The sequence below is a fragment of the Fibrobacter succinogenes genome (assembly GCF_902779965.1).
In the GTDB taxonomy this organism is placed as follows: domain Bacteria; phylum Fibrobacterota; class Fibrobacteria; order Fibrobacterales; family Fibrobacteraceae; genus Fibrobacter; species Fibrobacter succinogenes_F.
The window spans coordinates 11,931-30,346 of the sequence record NZ_CACZDK010000031.1 but is presented as its reverse complement, the minus strand read 5'-3'; the positions used below and the strand labels follow the sequence as shown (position 1 = coordinate 30,346).

Annotated in this window: 7 protein-coding genes; 3 read left to right on the top strand and 4 right to left on the bottom strand. The window is 42.3% G+C overall.

Annotation, left to right across the window (positions count from 1 at the left end):
- Positions 1 to 5: 5 nt before the first annotated feature.
- The 4 genes from HUF13_RS13245 to HUF13_RS13230 all read right to left on the bottom strand — a co-directional run bounded on the left by HUF13_RS13245 (position 6) and on the right by HUF13_RS13230 (position 13,228).
- Positions 6 to 1,301, bottom strand: coding sequence for a glycosyltransferase (locus HUF13_RS13245; RefSeq protein WP_173475585.1), 1,296 nt, complete (start codon positions 1,299 to 1,301; stop codon positions 6 to 8).
- Between the two features lie 14 nt (positions 1,302 to 1,315).
- On the bottom strand, positions 1,316 to 11,131 hold the full coding sequence (locus HUF13_RS13240) for a neuraminidase-like domain-containing protein (RefSeq protein WP_173475584.1): 9,816 nt from the start codon (positions 11,129 to 11,131) through the stop codon (positions 1,316 to 1,318).
- Between the two features lie 274 nt (positions 11,132 to 11,405).
- Positions 11,406 to 11,579, bottom strand: coding sequence for a hypothetical protein (locus HUF13_RS13235; RefSeq protein WP_173387338.1), 174 nt, complete (start codon positions 11,577 to 11,579; stop codon positions 11,406 to 11,408).
- 8 nt (positions 11,580 to 11,587) lie between these two features.
- Positions 11,588 to 13,228: an acetolactate synthase large subunit gene (locus tag HUF13_RS13230; RefSeq protein ID WP_173475583.1), complete on the bottom strand. Its 1,641-nt coding sequence runs from the start codon at positions 13,226 to 13,228 to the stop codon at positions 11,588 to 11,590.
- A 263-nt stretch (positions 13,229 to 13,491) separates the two neighbouring features.
- Here HUF13_RS13230 and HUF13_RS13225 point away from each other — a divergent pair, with 263 nt between their 5' ends.
- The 3 genes from HUF13_RS13225 to HUF13_RS13215 all read left to right on the top strand — a co-directional run bounded on the left by HUF13_RS13225 (position 13,492) and on the right by HUF13_RS13215 (position 18,381).
- Complete coding sequence (locus HUF13_RS13225) at positions 13,492 to 15,924, top strand: circularly permuted type 2 ATP-grasp protein (RefSeq protein WP_304039161.1); 2,433 nt, start codon at positions 13,492 to 13,494, stop codon at positions 15,922 to 15,924.
- A 1-nt stretch (position 15,925) separates the two neighbouring features.
- Positions 15,926 to 16,807 (top strand): transglutaminase family protein, encoded by an 882-nt coding sequence (locus HUF13_RS13220; RefSeq protein WP_173475581.1) that lies wholly within the window; start codon positions 15,926 to 15,928, stop codon positions 16,805 to 16,807.
- A gap of 80 nt (positions 16,808 to 16,887) precedes the next feature.
- Entirely contained in the window at positions 16,888 to 18,381 is a 1,494-nt protein-coding gene (locus HUF13_RS13215) for a circularly permuted type 2 ATP-grasp protein (protein WP_173475580.1), read from the top strand.
- Positions 18,382 to 18,416 lie beyond the last annotated feature (35 nt).

Sequence of the window (18,416 nt, the reverse complement as noted above, 5' to 3'; positions counted from 1 at the left end):
CCTTATCAATTTGAAGAATCAGCCTCAGACTCGATTATACTCACACCTTCAAGCTTATTTTCTGAATCTTGGAATATATTATACAATCTTCCCATATTTTTCTTTATACGAAAATCAGTTGTTACCTTATTCATATAGTATAAATAACAATCCGTTATACTCGTTTCAACATCTAGCATGTTGTCAATACCGTTTTCACGTAAACGAAGAGCATTATCTAATTGATCTTTTCCCATGGGCGCAATGACAAAGGGTACACCATAATAAATACATTCCTTGATTGTCGCCAAGCCTCCATGAATAAAGGCACAATGAACGTTTCCTGAAGATAAAATCTTGCGTTGAGGGACCCAACCTTTTACAGTTACATTTTTATTATTTATTTTACTCCAATCTCTTGTACGCAACAATTTTTCCCCAACAGAAAGAAGTAGATGACAATCTTTCATTTGCGGAGCATCCATCATCTTGATAAGTTCATCGAACATGTGTTCCGCTTTTTTGCCGTAATCAAGAATCTGCGAACCTGCCGTTGCAAAAATAATTTTTGTATGTTCATCTACAAAAGAGTCCCAATAACCTTTAACGTCTTCAGCTTTATCGCCTAAAGAGGCATCATTGGTCCTATCTTTTAGGCAAGGCGTTATACACGGTTCTACATAGTGAACTAAATCGCCATGCTCATAATGTTGATAGTCAAATTCTCTAGGGCACGGAATCAATTCTTTAAAACTTGTTAACGGCTTTACAAATTCATCAATAGAAAGCTCCCTTCTTAAAATATGGGGCGGCCAAGAATATTCCTTTTGTTTAAATGTAAGAATCCTTTTTTTTACAGCATCTGGATAAGCAGTCAAATTTTGGACGGCTCGCATCGCAGGATCATTTTCCGGATGTCTTAAATATGTCGTAGAAATAATAACCTTAACATTATATTTACGATGAATAATCAAACTTTCCAATGATGTAAAATATCCAGAAACCAACACGTCAGGCCTATCTACTCCTGTAAAAATATGATTCAATTCACCATCTAATATTCTTAATACATGTTCAGGTTTCCAACGACCTTCAGGAGTTGTGTGGCTTTGGTCCGTATATCCCAAAGGGTATAACTTCTCAAAAATTTCATGGTATTGTATATCTTTATTAAACGATTCAACAAGAGATTTACAATCCTGAATTCCCATGTAAGAGACTTGATACCCTCTATTAATAAGTTCCTTAGCCCAGACAAAAGTCGGAAGCCAGTGCCCTTGTTCTTTATATACATCCGGCCAAAAAAGAATTTTCTTTTCCATTACTAAGCCTCCTTTTAATTTATATTCCCAAGCGTGTATTCATGAACAAAAATCAAGTTGTCAATACCAGTTTGTGTAGAATTATCATCTGGTTTGATGGAAATACTATATCCAGCATCGATACGACAAGAAGCATCTTTCCACAAAGTAACGGACTTTTGTGAAGCGTCAATCTCAACGTTGTCAATAGTAACATCATTTGAGGAGAAGGTCATCTTTGCATCAGAACCATTCTTGAATCGACCATAAACAGACAATCCCTTAAGAACACCACCATTCCTTGCAATGGCCGGGAAATGTTCCTTTACAAAATTTATAGAAATCTCTTCCCCGTTGCGCAACCGTTCTAACGCCCCAGAATCAATCACACTGAGACGTATAGCCGAAGATTTCACGCCCCAATCTTTTGCAATGAAATCTTTCAATTTATCTTTTGGTACAGCACCATTTCTTGCCGTATAGCTCACACGTAAAATGACATCCGAAATCGATTCGTAATCAAACTGATGGTAATCTGCCGGTAATTCCAGTCTCCACGAAGATCCAACTCCAGCACCTTCAAACGGGAGATATCGTTCATCGCGGAAATCAAAATTAAACACACCTGCATAAGCTTCCGCCTGACTTGTCGCAATAGTCGTAATTCCTATACGACTAAGCAAATAATCGTTGGCGTCATCATAGCTTTCAGCAATAGGCTTTATGCGTATTCTATTACTCGTCATGCTTAACTTAGCATTGACACCCATCCCAGCGGAAGCATTGCAATGGATTTCCATTTGTACTCCACGAATACGACGGAATGTCTGTCCTGGGAAATCCAAGTCAAAAAGCGCTTCCGGCAAATCAAAATCACACGACCCCTCTGTTTGAAGTTTTATCAAAGCTTCAGCATCGATAAGGGAAAGCGGCACAGCTCGATTAATTTCCAATTCTCGCTTATTTTTCTCCAAATACGAGGACTCCATAGTTCTGAGTGCAAATAATAGGCGGTCCCCTGCTAGAAGGCCCTTGCGAAGTCCATCCCAATAATCACTCTTGATAAAATCAGTATCGGAATCCTTTAAGCCCAACTCAAACCGATAACACATTTCGGCACGTTTTGCAAGTTTTAGAGCCATTTTAAAGAAGGACGAATGAAGTTGACCAAGCTGAGTCACCATCCACGAATAGAGATCCTGATTGGTAAATCGTTCTGTCATGAACTCATAGACTTCATCCATTTGCTCAATCTGACGTTCTAAATTCGAAATTTCTTTTTCCGCCATGTCAATCCTAATTTTCATGGCAATTATCTGCTTGTCAAGATTAGCCAGTTCCTTTTCAGCAAGTTTTTCCTGTAGTTTCCATTCTTCGAATCGACGTTCATAACCAGCCATGGTTTGAATCTGATTTGCCTGATTTCGAATAATTCCTGCAGCAATCTGTTTTGAGGATGCAATATGGCTCAAAGCTGAAGATAATTTTTCCCCACCCGAAGTATTCGAAGAAACTTCAGGTCCGCCAAACGCATTTATTATTCCACCAATAAACAAATCAGGAACCGCCGCCATCACAGAAGCGGAAATACTGTAATTCAAAGCAACATTATCAGATTGAATTGCTTTATTTTGCAATACCAAGGCTTCATTTTCTTTGTCAGAAATATCCTTGATATTCTTGTAAAAATTATATCGTATGTCAGTTGCATCCCTATTTATTACCAAAGACTCCAACTGAGCATTAAGATCCTTGACCTGAAAATCCTTAATTGTTCTAGACAAGGTAAGAATTTCCTGCTCATGGCTAGTCCGCATCAAGGAAAGAGCCTCTGAATCATTTTTCTCCAACGCCGACAAGAACGCACCCGAAAGCGACTGCAATTCATGGGTCACATCAATAGCCTTCTGGAGCATCACTTGGAATCTATACAAAGGAAGTGGAGCAGAACTTTCGGATAAAGCATCAGCAATCGACACGCCGGCGGCCTTTGCCTTTACAAGCAAAGCGGGATCAATAGGCGGTTCATAAAGCGCCAAAGTTCTCTTTACGCCATCGATATTCAAGCTATTGCGTATTTTATAAAGCCTATCAGCGACAGTATCCCAATATGCAAGAAGTTTATCGTTTCTCGGAATACTGAAATAGAATACTGACGAGAAAATGTTCGTCAATGTTTTGTTTTTTTCACTGAGCGAGCCTTGTTTTGTTTTACGTTCTTCAACTCTAGTTGTTACCAGAGAATCCTCAATATCCACGTAAACATTTGCAATAGCTCCTTCCTTCTTTTTAAGAAAGTCTGTTACACTCATTTTTTTGACTTCATAGCAATCCGAGGCCTCGATATTTCGAGGGCCAAGAACTTCCGCAGCAAGGATATACAACTGAATAGCCTCGTTGACACTTTCCATCGTATCCTGCGTAAACAATTCGTCAGCCCATGCAATCAAGTTATCCAAGTACTTCATGACAACATACTTTTGATATGCAGCCATACGATAACGAGCAATCAGATGTGGATTGAAAGGATCCCGTTTCCACTTATCGACAAGGCTTTGAAGAGTAATTACATTCGGAAGCAAATCGTATTTAGTGGGTTTACTGATAGTTTCCAAAATAGAGTCATCTGCATTCCGGTTCGCAAAGAACGGAAGGAATCTCCAGAACCTAGATCCCTTAGGCAAACTTCTTGACCAACGTCTTGTAATTTCATAATCACTCAAATCTAGTCTAGGATCAAAAACCATCCTATACCACTTTAGAGCCTCTTCGTAATTTTGTTCTTGGAACATTTTCTCAGCAAGAAGCATAGGAACATGGAAAAAAAGTTCCCAGTTATAAATGGCGTTGGATGTTCCAAACGAGAAATCAATCATCGGCATTGGATACGGACGCGCAATCAGCTTCGCAGAAGGTTTGTAGTTGAGAGAGAATAAAGACTGTCCTAAATCCCAAGCTTCCCAGTCACCAGCAATGTAATAACCTAAATAAACACTAAAGTAATAGTTGTAATAAGAATACGAATAGTAATAGCTATCCGAAACAGGCAACGCTTGAGTTTCTCTCTTAAAAAGCTGTTCATTTCCACCATCACGGTATCTCTTATAAAATTCAGCAACGAGAGGATGAGAAATCAAATCAAACTGATACTCAGTCGAATTTACACCGGGAACTTTATGGACAAGGAAGGAATGCTGGCTATCCATATAGAAGAACGGCAAATCATCACCCGAATAGAACGCAAAATTTATCGGCAATACACGGAAAGATCCGGGCGTATTTTGTAAGATTTGTTTTCCATCAGAGAACGAAAGTCCATCATACCCACAAATATGTTGATCTGTTTCTACCCAACAGTTTCTTTCCAAATAGCATTTATTCGGTGGAAATTCTTTAACATCCCTTGGAGTAACAGTCGAAGCAAGATATGCGTCATCCCTTCCATCAATCCATATTTGAATAGATCCGGTTTCCTGAATATATTGCTGATTATAGTCACGAATAACTTCGACTTTCTTTTTCTCCAATATTGTGCCATCAACCACTTCGAAAGACGTTTTAATTTCTTTCGATAAATCTTTATAATAAGACCGGAAAACATTAACTTGCACATATTCAGAAGAACCAGATTCTGCCTGGAAATGGTAGCGATAATCTATTTTTTCGCCATCCTCTAAGAAAATATCCCGTTCTTTTTCATACAAGTCAAAAAGAGCATTCTTAGTCGTTTTTATAGAGCTCCACTTATTACCAGTATAATAAGACCAGTTCATACGAATTTCAACATGGCTTATTACATCCATAGAACCTGAAGATTCAGTTCCATTCTCTTTTTTACTAATAATGAACGTAGGCCACATAATATAGAGCCTTTGATTCATCAAAACAGGAACAACAACTTCGGCATTAATATCCAAATTCAAACTTTCCCATGGTTCCCATTCTCCAGAATATAGAGCCTTTGCCCTATATTTACGAATGAAATAATGGTGCGGTTCGCCTCTTGTTCTACCAATTACGTGAAGCGTATATAGGATACCATCACCACCACCATCCTCTTTGCAGGCTCCAAGAATTTCAACGCCAGACGTTTCATATATTTTCTCAAGATAATTCCCTAAAGCAGTGTGCATCGCTTTAGGATCATCACCTACTTGGCGAATTTCATCTTCAAGTTCCTTGAAGAACGGACTTTTGTCATCTCTTAAATCGGATTCAATCCAATTTTCCGCATATAAGAACACCTTACGATTGGCCTCCCATACGCGATAATTCCGCATCCACTCCCAATTTCTACGTTGATCTTCATTCAGAATGAAAGAGCCCTCTAAGCCCAATTCAACTCGACTAACAAACTGCTGAATAGAATTCAGAGCCTGTCGCGTCCTTGAGACGCTCATGTCAGGTTCCATTTCAACATCTATTAAGTAGTACGAATAGATATCATTAGCATCGAAAAACTTTTGAGCATTATTTTTTTTCTGCGAATTAAAGCAAATATAACTTACAAGAGCATCCCTTCTTGATTTGCGCAAGGCATCGCTTACCGGAGTAATGAACGATTGCCAATCATGCGGTGATTGTTTATTTTTCAACGATTCATTCAATTTTTCAACAGCAACTCGATATTCTTCAATACAGCTAGATTTGAGCGAATCATCTGCAATCAAAATTTGTAAAGTTTCCATATCAATGGGAGCTTTCTTATAAACCTTCCAATAATTGCAAAGCTGTCTCCATTTTTTGGGTTTATCCAATGTCGGAATATTTTCACCAACAATCTCTCTCAATTGACGATTGTTTATATTCCATTTTTCCATAAGAAATTCAGAAGAAAGTTTGTCATAAACCCATGTCGAACCAAAACACTTGGAAACATTAAAACAGCAGTTCAATTTGCGGAGAGTTCTGGACAAATGTTTTACACCAACAAACAAATTTTCCTTAACAGGATAATTATTCCAATCCCATTCTTCTCCAACAAACCCAAGAGCATTCAGAGGGAATGACCTATTAGACCAATAAATAGATTCATGGCCAAAGATGTCCGTAAAATCAAGCATCTTCGTATAGCTATAGATTAACGCCAATTTAGATAACAACGCATATGCTTCAATTGCGTCCTCCGATTTTTTGTCAAACGGAATAGCAAGCCAATCAACAAAAAATGTTGCTGAAGAAGTCTGCTCAATTACATGTTCGTCAGATTCTGTGTAAATACACAGGATTTTTTCACAGATTTTACGTTCAAGACCAAATTCCGATGTCAATTTTTCCAAAATTTCATTTTTGGCAGCAGTTACATAAGCCAAAATACAGAGAACATTTTTAGCCCATAGATGGTCATCAAAACTTATATCCGTAAACAAACCATCAATTTCAGAAGCATAACTGTCACCCAAAACGCTAAGCAACCACGTCTTTACCGTTTCAAGGTCATCATTTTCAACCGATTCCACTTGATTTGCATCATGAATCTTCTCTAACAGAGCATAGACACCTGTAGGATCAGAGCACCATATGCAAGATTTGACAAAGGACATTATTTCTTTTCTAACAAATTCATAGAATATTACCGTTGAATCTTCCGTTGCATCTATATCAGGATAATCACGTGCTATTTCCTCTAACTTATCAGCTCTAGTAGATTCCCAAAGTTTTGACAAGGAATCGTCCAAAGCATTTACAAGCGATTTTGCCTTGTTCTTTGTAGAAGGAGAAAGTGGCATTGCCAAATAAATAAGGCTATCGACATCCAAAGGAGAATCCAGAACTTCTTTAACCACCAAGAAACACTTTAAACAATCCTCCAATTTCCATTTTGCAGCAGTTTTCTCATTCAAAAGGAATCTTAACAATTCAAATTTCTGCACAGAAATTCCAAGCCGCTTCGCAAATGTGGAAATTCGATACAGCATCTTTAAATTATTCTTGAAAGAGTCTTCATTTAAATCGCTAGAGAAAGCTTCCTTTTCAAATTCTAAAGCATATGATAAATCTGCTTGGCTTATGCCCAAAGAAACAGAGGCTATTTCAAGAAGTTTACACTTTAAACTATCAGCATCCTCTATTCCGGTCATCTCAGGGATGTTGGGGAATACGCTAGAGAAATGGTCTATAGACATATCATACGCCCAAGCCATTATTTCCCGAACAGAAGCAGAGGTAAGAGTTTTCAAGTGAGCAACACGATCAATATTTTCCAAGCTTAAATCGAAAACAAACGCAACATCCTCAATATTCCATCCCAACAAGCGTCTTAAACGCACAAATCGAGAAATTTTACGAGCAAACAATTCAAACGATTCTTCCGACATATATGTTATGCGGAATGCGTTTATATCACCCAGCTGGAATGTATTGCTTACACGAGAAAGCGTCGCTCTACAACCTTCAAACGGAGCAAATGACAATATTTCTTGAAATTCTTTCATGGTCAAGCCAGAACGGCTCAAGAAAATAGACACATTTGAAAGAACTTCATCCCATGAGCCAGAAACAACAGTTGCCTTGTCAGGGCAAAGTACTTCTTTATTAGTTTTGTCAAGCCCCCACAATTCCCAAACTTCTATATCCGATTTTTCTTCTGTTTCCGGCAATTGCAGAGTTTTGATTAATGTCGGAGACAATCTTAACGTGGTATAGTGATACTTTTTGTCAGGATTCTTTTGAGCCTGGATTAAATCATTCACAGAAAGAGAAACATTTTTCAACAAAGCAGTCATCTTTTCTGCATGGAAGTTTCTCGACACATCCATAGGATAAACTGCATCCATCAACTTCGCATAAGCACTATCTAACTTACCGGCAAATGTAGGTTCAGCGCGTAATTCTGCATCGCCTTTTTTAGAATCTGTATTATAATTAAGTTCCTCTAACGGTTTTCCTGCAGCCAAAAATTCAAGCAATTCCACAACAATATCAATCGTTGGCAATGAAGTTTCGGCATTTTCCTTAGTCAATTCAAGATTCAAAATATCAGGACGACGTTCTTTTAAAATCTTAAATCCGTCACCTTTCAAAAAATCCAACAGATCCATAAGATAAGCCGACGGGCTTAAAACAGATTGTCCTTTCAAAGCAGCATTTCGGTTTAATACACCAAATAAGTTTTTCCAATTTGCGATAATAGGCTGTTCAATTCTAGACGGAGCCACATTGCTCTTTACATTTCTATTCGAATTATTAGATTGCGATTCCAAAAAGCCTCTCGAAACAGAAGGTATAGAATCGCCTTGTTCTGTAAGGGAACCATAATATTTCGCCATTTGTAAAGAAACTTCGGACGTGTACTGCGAAGCCAAACAATATATCTGCTTCGCATTTTCCATTGTTCCTAGTCCAACATGATGTTCTGCAACAAATTCTTCTTCTGAATTCTGAGCAATTTGATATGCCGATGTAAAGCCTTTTCTGAGCAAATGGACAATAGAATCATAATCCGTCGTCAGTCTATACAAACGCTGTATTGTCTTTATGTCTTCTTTTGAAACAAAAGCATCCTTCACAAATCCTTTATCTTGCTCATTCAGATTTAACTTTTTTTCTTCAAGAAATTCATCTAAAGTGAGCTTGTCAAATAAGAAATCCTTCCAGCCAGCGCTCTGCAACAATTCTGCTATTTTTTCACATTTTAAAAGAACTAAATCACATTCCTGAGGATTTTTAGGAACATCATATTTTGCAAATTTCAAAAGAAGAGCATCTTGCGGGAACCACGATGTAATCAATTTTTGCAATTTTATCTTATACAAAGATTTCTGTTCCGCAGCCGTTGTTCCCGGGAATGTCACAGGCAAAGCAAGTTTCGATTCCCCACTTTTTTCCTGATAGCTTAAAGAAATATAACCAACAAGATTATCCCATTGTTCTTCTGTAAAGTCAAGCAAAACCTTTAATGAAGGTTCTTCAGGCTCTTGGTCATCCGATTGATTTTGGTTATCTTTGCGTTTATTAACAACATCAATAATAGTAAGATACGTTTGCTGAATTCCGTCGGAAAAATCCTCGAAGAAATTTTTCAAATCAAACACCAGCTTTAGTCGAGAATACTCCTTTTCATTCAAAGATGAATTCGCTTCAGAAGGCTTTATATCTTCTAAAAAGGACTCAACATCAGCTTCTGAATCGTAAAATTGCTCTAGCAGGTTTTTAACTTCACGTTCATCACCAACCGACTTACCTTTATACAACCCTTGCCCAGGCAGTGTCTTTGTATCTTTCGATAGAGACAAAATATCGAACGTATCTAAATTGACTTTTTCTTCGTTTAAAAGTTCCGTTTTTCCCTGAAGATTTTCCCAAAAAGTGACAAATTCAGAAATATTTGTTCTAGATGAAATTTGAGACCGCGTTACCGCTTCTAATAAACAATCTTGAATTACATGTTTTTGGGCAGATTGAATTTTTGCAATGCTATCTATACCTTTTTTACCTAAAGCAAAGAAACAAGACGCATAGAAAAACAACTTATCTAAAGGCACCCAGTCGGGATGCAAGCGCTGAATATGATAAACAAGTTCATAAGCTTTAAAGTACGAAACAACATCCTCCTGATTTAGGTTTTCTCTAAAACCAGGAAGAACATTTTTAAACGAAGAATCAATGAAAAACCGTATTTTATCTTCCCATAAACCAACTGGATTCTTATTTTTATCATAAAGAGGCTCATTTTTTACAGCCGAAAGATAAAATTTTAAAGCACTCTCTAAGTTATCAAACTTAGAAGATGTTGAAGACGATAAAAAATCTATTGTAAAGTTAATTTCTTGACAACGAGAAGCATCAAGAACCAAATTTGAGAAATTCCATTCTGGAGAATGGTCACTTGGAATTTGAATATTTTCATTTTCTTCCGAATCTTCAGAGTTTTTATTTTCCTTCAAATAAAATTCAGCAAAAAGAGATACTTTATCCTTTGGATTTAGAGGACTTGGCTCTTGTATATCACGGGGCAAACATGACGGAGAATACTTAATTTTATAATAACCATTTTCATCCGTTACTTCAGGCTTTAAATTCAAGGAATAATATTTAAAAGCATGAACATTTTTTTCATCCAAAAAATCTAAGCAAAAAGCTTTCACAAAGACATTTTTCAAAGGTCGGCCAGATTTATTCACGACCCGTCCATAAACAGCATAATTATCATTTGTCTCAGGAACTTCATGAGGTATTACAATGGAAACACATTCCTCCATCGCAGGAGGATTATTCACATTGAAATTCAGCAGTAAATTTCCCTTTAAATCATATATACAAAGAACCAAATTCGGAGTTTTTCGACTTAAATCACCTCTTTGAAAAGAATCTTTTGTATAGAAAATTTCAAAAGATCCATCAGCTTTAAGAATCGCACTGTTTAAGTAGTAATTTTGATAGTCCTTATAATCAAAAGCCTTTACAACGCCAGATTCTAAAGAAAGTCCTGTATCGTATTTTACAGTTCCCTTAACAATCCACATTTCTGGAGGAGGAGGATTATCTCCATCTGGATTATCCAACCCTTGTTGTCCAGAATCATCATCTTGTTCTTTGTCAATTATAAAAGAAAACGTCTGTTCACTTTCGAACGCCATAATCTTTTTCGATTCCCAAATCACATTTCCTTGATAATCAATCACCTGCATTTTCACATTAGGGTGATGAATAGAAGGATTACCGTTCTGGAAATTAGCACTAGAATAAGTAATTTTATACGAGCCATCATTGCTGATACCAGATTCGCCAAGGCGAATCAACGTTCCATTACAAACGTTAAAAGCCTTTATTATTCCAGTTGTAAAGGGCTTTCCATTAAGATAAGTAATTTTGCCAGAAATAAACCATGTGTAAGGAACTGGGTATATCATATTTTTCCACCTTATTAAAATCACAAAGTAATATACAACAAAGAAAGTGAGAAATCAAATAAAGTTTACTAAAAAAATATTTTTACACAAAATTCATTTAAATAAACCCTAAAGCATATTTTTTGTTCAAAGTAAATTATTCAAACAAGAAAAATAAGAAAAATATATCTTTGTATAAAAAAATCATTCCTAATCGTAAATCATCTTTCATTACAGAAAAGAACCATCAGCACAAAGCTGACGGTTCTTTCTTTATATGGAGTGGAGGAGTCTTTTACAAGTTCTGTTTCTGCTGTTTATGTTCTTCAACATTACCGCAGGGTTTCAAATGGCGGTAAACGGCGGGATGTCCCGAAATGTTATCAACGGAAAGAAAACGGGAAGATTCGGATACGGCAACACCGAATGATTCCGATTGTCCCGTAAATAGGCTATTGATGTATCCCATAAGATTCCTTATACGTTTAGATTTTTCAAATATTCCGTAAGCTCAGTGTTCGCGGAGTAATCCACCGGGCATTCGATGATGCTAGGCACATCCTGGCGGAAAGCATCGCGCAATATGCGAGGTAAATCTTCGGTGCGTTCGACACGGTATCCTTTCAAGTGCATGGATTCCGCATACTTCACAAAATCCGGGTTCGTAAAATCGACCGAGAAACTATCTCCGTAACGTTCCTCTTGTTTCCACCGAATAAGGCCATAGCCTCCGTCAGTAAAGATAAGCGTCACAAACGGGATGTGTTCGCGGAATGCGGTTTCCAATTCCTGGCTGTTCATCATAAAGCCGCCATCACCGGTAACTGCCAAGACTTTCTTTTTCGGATTCAAGAGCTTTGCGGCAATGGCGCCGGGCACCGCAATTCCCATGGTTGCAAAGCCGTTAGAGATGATGCAAGTGTTCGGATGATAGCAATTGTATTGCCTTGCAATCCACATTTTATGGGCACCCACGTCCGAAATCAAGATGTCGTCTTCATCCATGACGAGTCGAATGTCATGGAGCACTTTCTGCGGCGAAGGCGGGAATGTCGTATCATGATCATAGCGTGTATGGTCCGCGATCATCATTTGGCGGATCTGCAAAGCCCATTCCGGTTCCCACGTGTTTGGGCAAACGCTGCCGAGCGCATCCAAGGATGCCGAAATATCGCCAATGATTTCTTCTTCGGGTTGATAGAATTTGTTCACATGGTTCGGCGTTTCGTCGATGTGAATTATTTTCTTGTCACCATTCGGATTCCACTTTGCGGGGGCGTATTCCACGACGTCATAACCCACAGCTATCACAAGGTCCGCCTTTTCCATAACGATGTTCGGAAAATCCCTTTGCGGCATGCCAATGCAACCCATGAAATACTTATTGTCGCTAGAGACCACGCCCTTAGCCATCATGGTACACACCACGGGAATCTTCGACGAATACGCAAATGCGCTCAAAGCCTCGGATGCGTGGTTTCGCACTGCAGAATGGCCCACAAGAATCACCGGATTCTTGGCAGACGCAAAGACGCCGCCCGCGGCAAGAATTGCATCGGTGCTTGCATACACGGTGTTTTCGCGATGATGCTTTAACGGCGTTTGGGCAACTTCGCCCTCGACTTCCATTGCGGCAATGTTGCAGGGCAAGTCGATATGGCATGCACCGGGCTTTTCCATTTCAGCGTACTTGAACGCAATACGGACAATTTCGTTCACCGTATCCGGGCGGACGACTTGTTTACTGCGCTTGGTAATCGGTGTAAACATTTTTACCAGATCCAAATACTGGTGACTCGTCAAATGCATACGTTCCGTGCCCACCTGGCCTGTAAGGGCTATAAGCGGCGCACCGTCGGAGTTCGCATCGGCAACGCCTGTCACAAGGTTTGTAGCGCCGGGCCCGAGCGTCGAAAGGCAAACGCCAGCCTTCCCTGTTAAACGGCCATAGACATCGGCCATAAAAGCAGCCCCCTGTTCATGACGGACCGTAATGAACTTGATGGAGGATTTTTTAATCGCTTCCATCAGTTCCAAGGTTTCTTCACCGGGGATTCCAAAAATGTACTTGACGCCCTCACTTTCTAAGGACTTGATCAAAACTTCAGCAGTGTTCATAATTTTAAATGTCTCCGCGAGAGCTATGCAAAATTCATGCCAAAAGTTCAATCCATAAAAAAAGCCCTCTTTTTCGTGGAAATTTTGGGATAAAGCAAGGTAATTGAGCTAAAAAACGAAAAATTAGCCCATATTATTACATTCAAAAATTGTAAAAGAAACAAAATTTGTAATAAAATCATGCAAAAACCACGTATAAATGGCTTGGCACATTTTTTGCGATTTACCAGAATATGAAATACGTAGAGACTGAAGACACTTTTATGAAATCCATTTCGGCTTTGTCGAAGGTGGAATTCGAGCACCGCTGCAGGCGTCTGCACAATGTTCTTGACGAGAACGATCTTTCGTCGAGCACGAGCGGTAGCCACAAAAGTACTGACCCGATTCCGTTGGTGATTTCGAGCGATGAATGGAAAACGCTAGAAGCAGGCGTAGCGCAAAGAGCACGACTTTTCAACGCGTTAGCAAAAGACATTTATGGAGAACAAAGCCTTTGGAAAAAGGGCAAGTTGCCCGCCGCACTCTTGTTTGCAAACCCTGACTTTTTACAGGTCGTTTGGAAGGTTCAACCGCCCGGAGGAATTTTCGTGAATTTAACGGCTACAGACGTTGTCCGCCTGAAAGACGGATCGTTCGTAGCGGTGGCAGACCATTTGCAAGTCCCTGAAGGTTTGGGCCGTGCGCTCGAAAACCGCATTGGCGTAAGCCGCGCTTTCCCGGAACTTTTTCGCAGTATGCGCACAGAACGACTAGCCGTCTTTTTCAAGAAATTGATGGACGGTCTGAACGAAATGCACAAGGACATTCACACGCAAGGAGAATCAGACAAAGTCGTGTTACTCGCCTCGGGGCCCGATAACCCGCGGCGCGCCGAAGATGCCGTGATTGCGCGCTACTTGGGTATTCCGCTTGTTGAAAACGACGACCTTGCCGTTCGCAATTTGCAGGTGTACATGAAGACTCTTATGGGACTAAAAAAAATTGGAACCATTTTCCGCAGAGTTGAAGACGGAATGTGCGACCCGCTAGAGCTTCGCGTCGATAGTGGCGAAGGCGCTGTGGGCTTGATCAGCACGGTCCGCGCAGGCAATGTTGCGATTGCAAATTTCTTGGGAACAGGTGTTCTGGAATCTCCCATGTTCAAGCCGTTCTTGCCAGAAATTTGCCGGGAGTTGCTTGGCGAAGAGCTGTTGTTACGCGATGTGGAAACAGTTTGGCTCGGAAACGAAGAAGACGCAAAACGCGTTTTTGCAGAATCGGATAAATGGATTTTCAAGAAAGCTTTCCGCGATGCAGAAAGTTCCAAAGCAACAGAGTCAAAATTCTATTCAGCGATGACGTCAACAGCGCAACTCGCCTTGATGCAGGCTGTAGAAGAAGCGCCGGAACAATGGATTGCAGAAAAAGCAATGGATGTCGCAACCGTTTACGCTTACCGCGATTCTTCGCCGACAAAGCGAAGCGAAGCAAGGCTAAGCTCCAATGAAAAATCAAGCAGCCCTGAGTTTACGCAAGCCGTTTCGCTGATGCGATTCTTCGCCGTCAACACGAAAACCGAAACGGCAGTCATGCCAGGCGGGCTTGGAATTATGGGCAACGGCATTGGAGAAAAGGACATTTGGGTGCTTTCGGAAAGTCCCGTGGCAAACTTTTCGCTACTCGCTCCCGCGGGCCAAGCGATTACGCCTTCGAGAGCGAGCGGAAACTTGCCAAGCCGTGCTGCCGAAAACTTGTTCAGGCTGGGGCGTGACCTTTCTGCTTCGAACATGATGGCGCGTATCGCTAGAGGCATTGCAGTCAGGCTTTCGGACGAATCGTGGATGGACATGCCGGAACTGCCGTGGATCTTGAAAGCGGGACTCTCGGACGAGTCGCAATCAAGACTTCCGCAAGACCCGGAAAACGCGCTCCGTTATTTTGTCTTGCGCAAAGACAACAAGGACGGAATGCAATGTGTGCTGACGGAGATTCGCGATCTCGGGATGCAGTTGCGAGACCGCATTTCGGAAGACTTGTGGCTTTACCTGAACGGCTTTGGCATTGCAGAAATGCCCGCAGGGCCAGGTGCGGCGGCACTGTTGCCGTACTTGAAAGCTGTTCTTTCGGACAGTGCCGCTGTGGCCGGACTTGCAGCGGATTCCATGACGCGCGGCCACGAATGGCGCTTTTTGGAACTCGGTCGAGAAATTGAAAGCGCCATCCGCACCTTGCAACTCATCAAGAGTCTACTTTCTACGGCTCCCACCGATGAAATGACGAACTTGCGATTGTTGCAGGCCGTGCTAGAAATTGGCGACGGTCTCATGACTTACCACCGCCGCTATGGAGGCCGTTTGCAGGTTGTGCCCGTAATTGACTTGCTGCTCTCCGACGAATCGAACCCGCGAAGCGTCGCCTACCAGGTGGCAAAACTGCGGAAAGCGTCAAAGCATTTGCCCGGCAACAACCAAAGCGAAGCGACCTTCTCGCCACTAGACCGCGAACTGATGCGAGTGCTTGCCGAACTCCGCTTGGCAAACATTGAACTACTAGCAGAAACTGAAAACAACAATAGGGAGAACCTCATAAAACTACTTGATGTACAGATAAGCTCTATCGAACGGATTTCCGAAATCGTCACTAGGCTCTACTTAAGCCACGCTCCACGCACAGGCGTCATTCACGCTACAACCACAAAAATGTCGGAGGTTTAAAGTGCCTATTTACCAAATCGATCACGAAACGGTTTACGATTACAACCTTCCCGTTCTTTTCAGCAATCATTTGGCGCACATGCTCCCGCGAAGCGTCAGCCGGCAGAAATGGCTTAGCCACAGCATCGAAGTGGACCCGAATCCAACGATACAGCAAGAGCGGCTCGACATTTACGGGAACAAGGTTTTGGCGTTCAGCATCGAGCAAGAACACAAGCACTTTCGATTCAAGACGACAGGGATTGTCGATGTGCAAGCCGAAGAGCCGCCCAACCCAAGCGATACCATGCCATGGGAACAGGTGGCAAAGCTCTTGGAACGCCCGACAAGCGCCGAGACGCTGGACGCCGCGATGTACGCCTACGCCTCCCCTTTCGCAAAGTTCGAGGAATCCGTCCGTAATTACGCTCTCGAAAGTTTTGAGCCGAACCGTCCGATTTTTGATGCCGCTTACGAACTGATGACCCGAATCTACACGGATTGCAAATACACGCCAGGCGCAACAAGAATCGGAGCGCAGCCGCAAGAAATCTTGCGCGGGCGAAAAGGAGTTTGTCAGGATTTTGCGCACTTGATGATTGGCTGCTTGCGGTCGCTGCACCTCCCCTGCCGTTACGTGAGTGGATACTTGCACACGCACCCGTGCGAAGGCCAGCCCAAGCTCGTCGGCGCCGATGCAACCCACGCTTGGGTGAGCTCCTACGTTCCCGGCCACGGCTGGGTAGAACTCGACCCGACGAACAACGTACTCGGAGGCGATGAGCACATCGTGCTCGCTTGGGGTCGAGACTTCGGCGATGTGAGCCCGCTAAAAGGCGTCATTACCGGAGGCGGTGAGCACACCTTGAAAGTGTCCGTGAATGTGGATACGACGAATTACTGAGGTTGCTTCGTAACAGTTACTAGTTACTAGAAGTCCGAAGGGCGAATAAACTAACACATAAAAGCATAAGGAAACAAAACATGCAATTTGGAAACTACGATACCGAAGGCTTTTACGACGAGCTTTGCTTACCCGACGGGACACCCCGCCCGGTCGCAGAGCCGTTGTTTACTAAAATCAACGAGCTTCCCGAAGGAGAACTGCAACGCCGCCAGAAAATTGCAGAATCGGCTTTTTACGACAACGGCATTACTTTCGCTGTTTACGGCAACAAGGATGGCAAGGACAAGATCATCCCCTTCGATGTGATTCCCCGCATTGTAAGCGCTTCTGACTGGAAGCACCTTGAAGCGGGCCTGAAACAGCGTACCGATGCGTTGAATTGCTTTTTGACGGACATTTACAACGACCGCAAGATTCTGCGCGACAAGATTGTGCCCGAAAGCCTCATCAACACTTGCACCGCGTACAGAGCGCAGATGGAAGGCTTTGTGCCGCCCAAGGGAATTTGGGCACACATCACCGGAACCGACCTTGTGCGCGATACCGATGGCACGTTCTACGTGCTTGAAGACAACATGCGTTGCCCAAGTGGGGTTTCGTACGTGTTGCAGAACCGCCAAATTTTAAAGAGAACCTTTCCGCAGGTATTCTCCAACTGCTCTATTCGCCCGGTGGACGAGTACTGCACCCGCCTGCGCAAAGCGCTAGAATATTTGGCCGAACCCATTGCTTCTCCCAAGGTTGTCGTGCTTTCGCCCGGCATCTACAATTCAGCCTACTACGAACATTCCTATCTCGCACAGCAGATGGGCGTAGACTTGGTGACTGGCGATGACCTTGTCGTGCAAGACAAAAAGGTTTACGCCCGCACCACGCGCGGACTCAAGCAGGTTCACGTGATTTACCGTCGCGTCGATGACGAATTCTTGGATCCGAAGGTGTTCCGCCCGGATTCATGCCTCGGCGTGCCCGGACTGATCGAAGCGTACAAGGCAGGGAACGTTGCACTCGCAAACGCTCCTGGTTGCGGTGTCGCCGACGACAAGGCGATTTACACTTACGTGCCGCAGATTATCAAGTACTACTTGGGTCAAGAGGCCATCATTCCGAACGTGCCGACTTTCGTGTGCGAAAACCCGAAGCATATGAAGCATGTGTTGGACCACATCGAAAACATGGTTGTCAAGGCGGCAAGCGAATCTGGCGGCTATGGCATGCTCGTCGGGCCCAAATCGACGAAGGAAGAATGCGAAGCGTTCAAGAGCAAGATTATAGCAAACCCGCGTAACTACATTGCGCAGCCCATGATTTCGCTCAGCCGAGTGCCCTGCATCGTGAATGGAGGTTTCGAAGGACGCCATGTGGATTTACGCCCCTACATTGTGCAGGGTCGCGAGACCTACATTCTTCCCGGCGGCCTTACGCGTGTGGCGCTCCGCAAAGGCTCTATCGTGGTGAACAGCTCGCAGGGCGGTGGCTGTAAGGATACTTGGGTCATTGCCGAAAACGAAAAGGCTCCGGAACTTGGCCAGGCCAAGCTATGGATGGAACAACAACAGCAACAGCAGTAAACAGTAGGAAGTAGGAAGTTAGAAGTAGGAAGTGT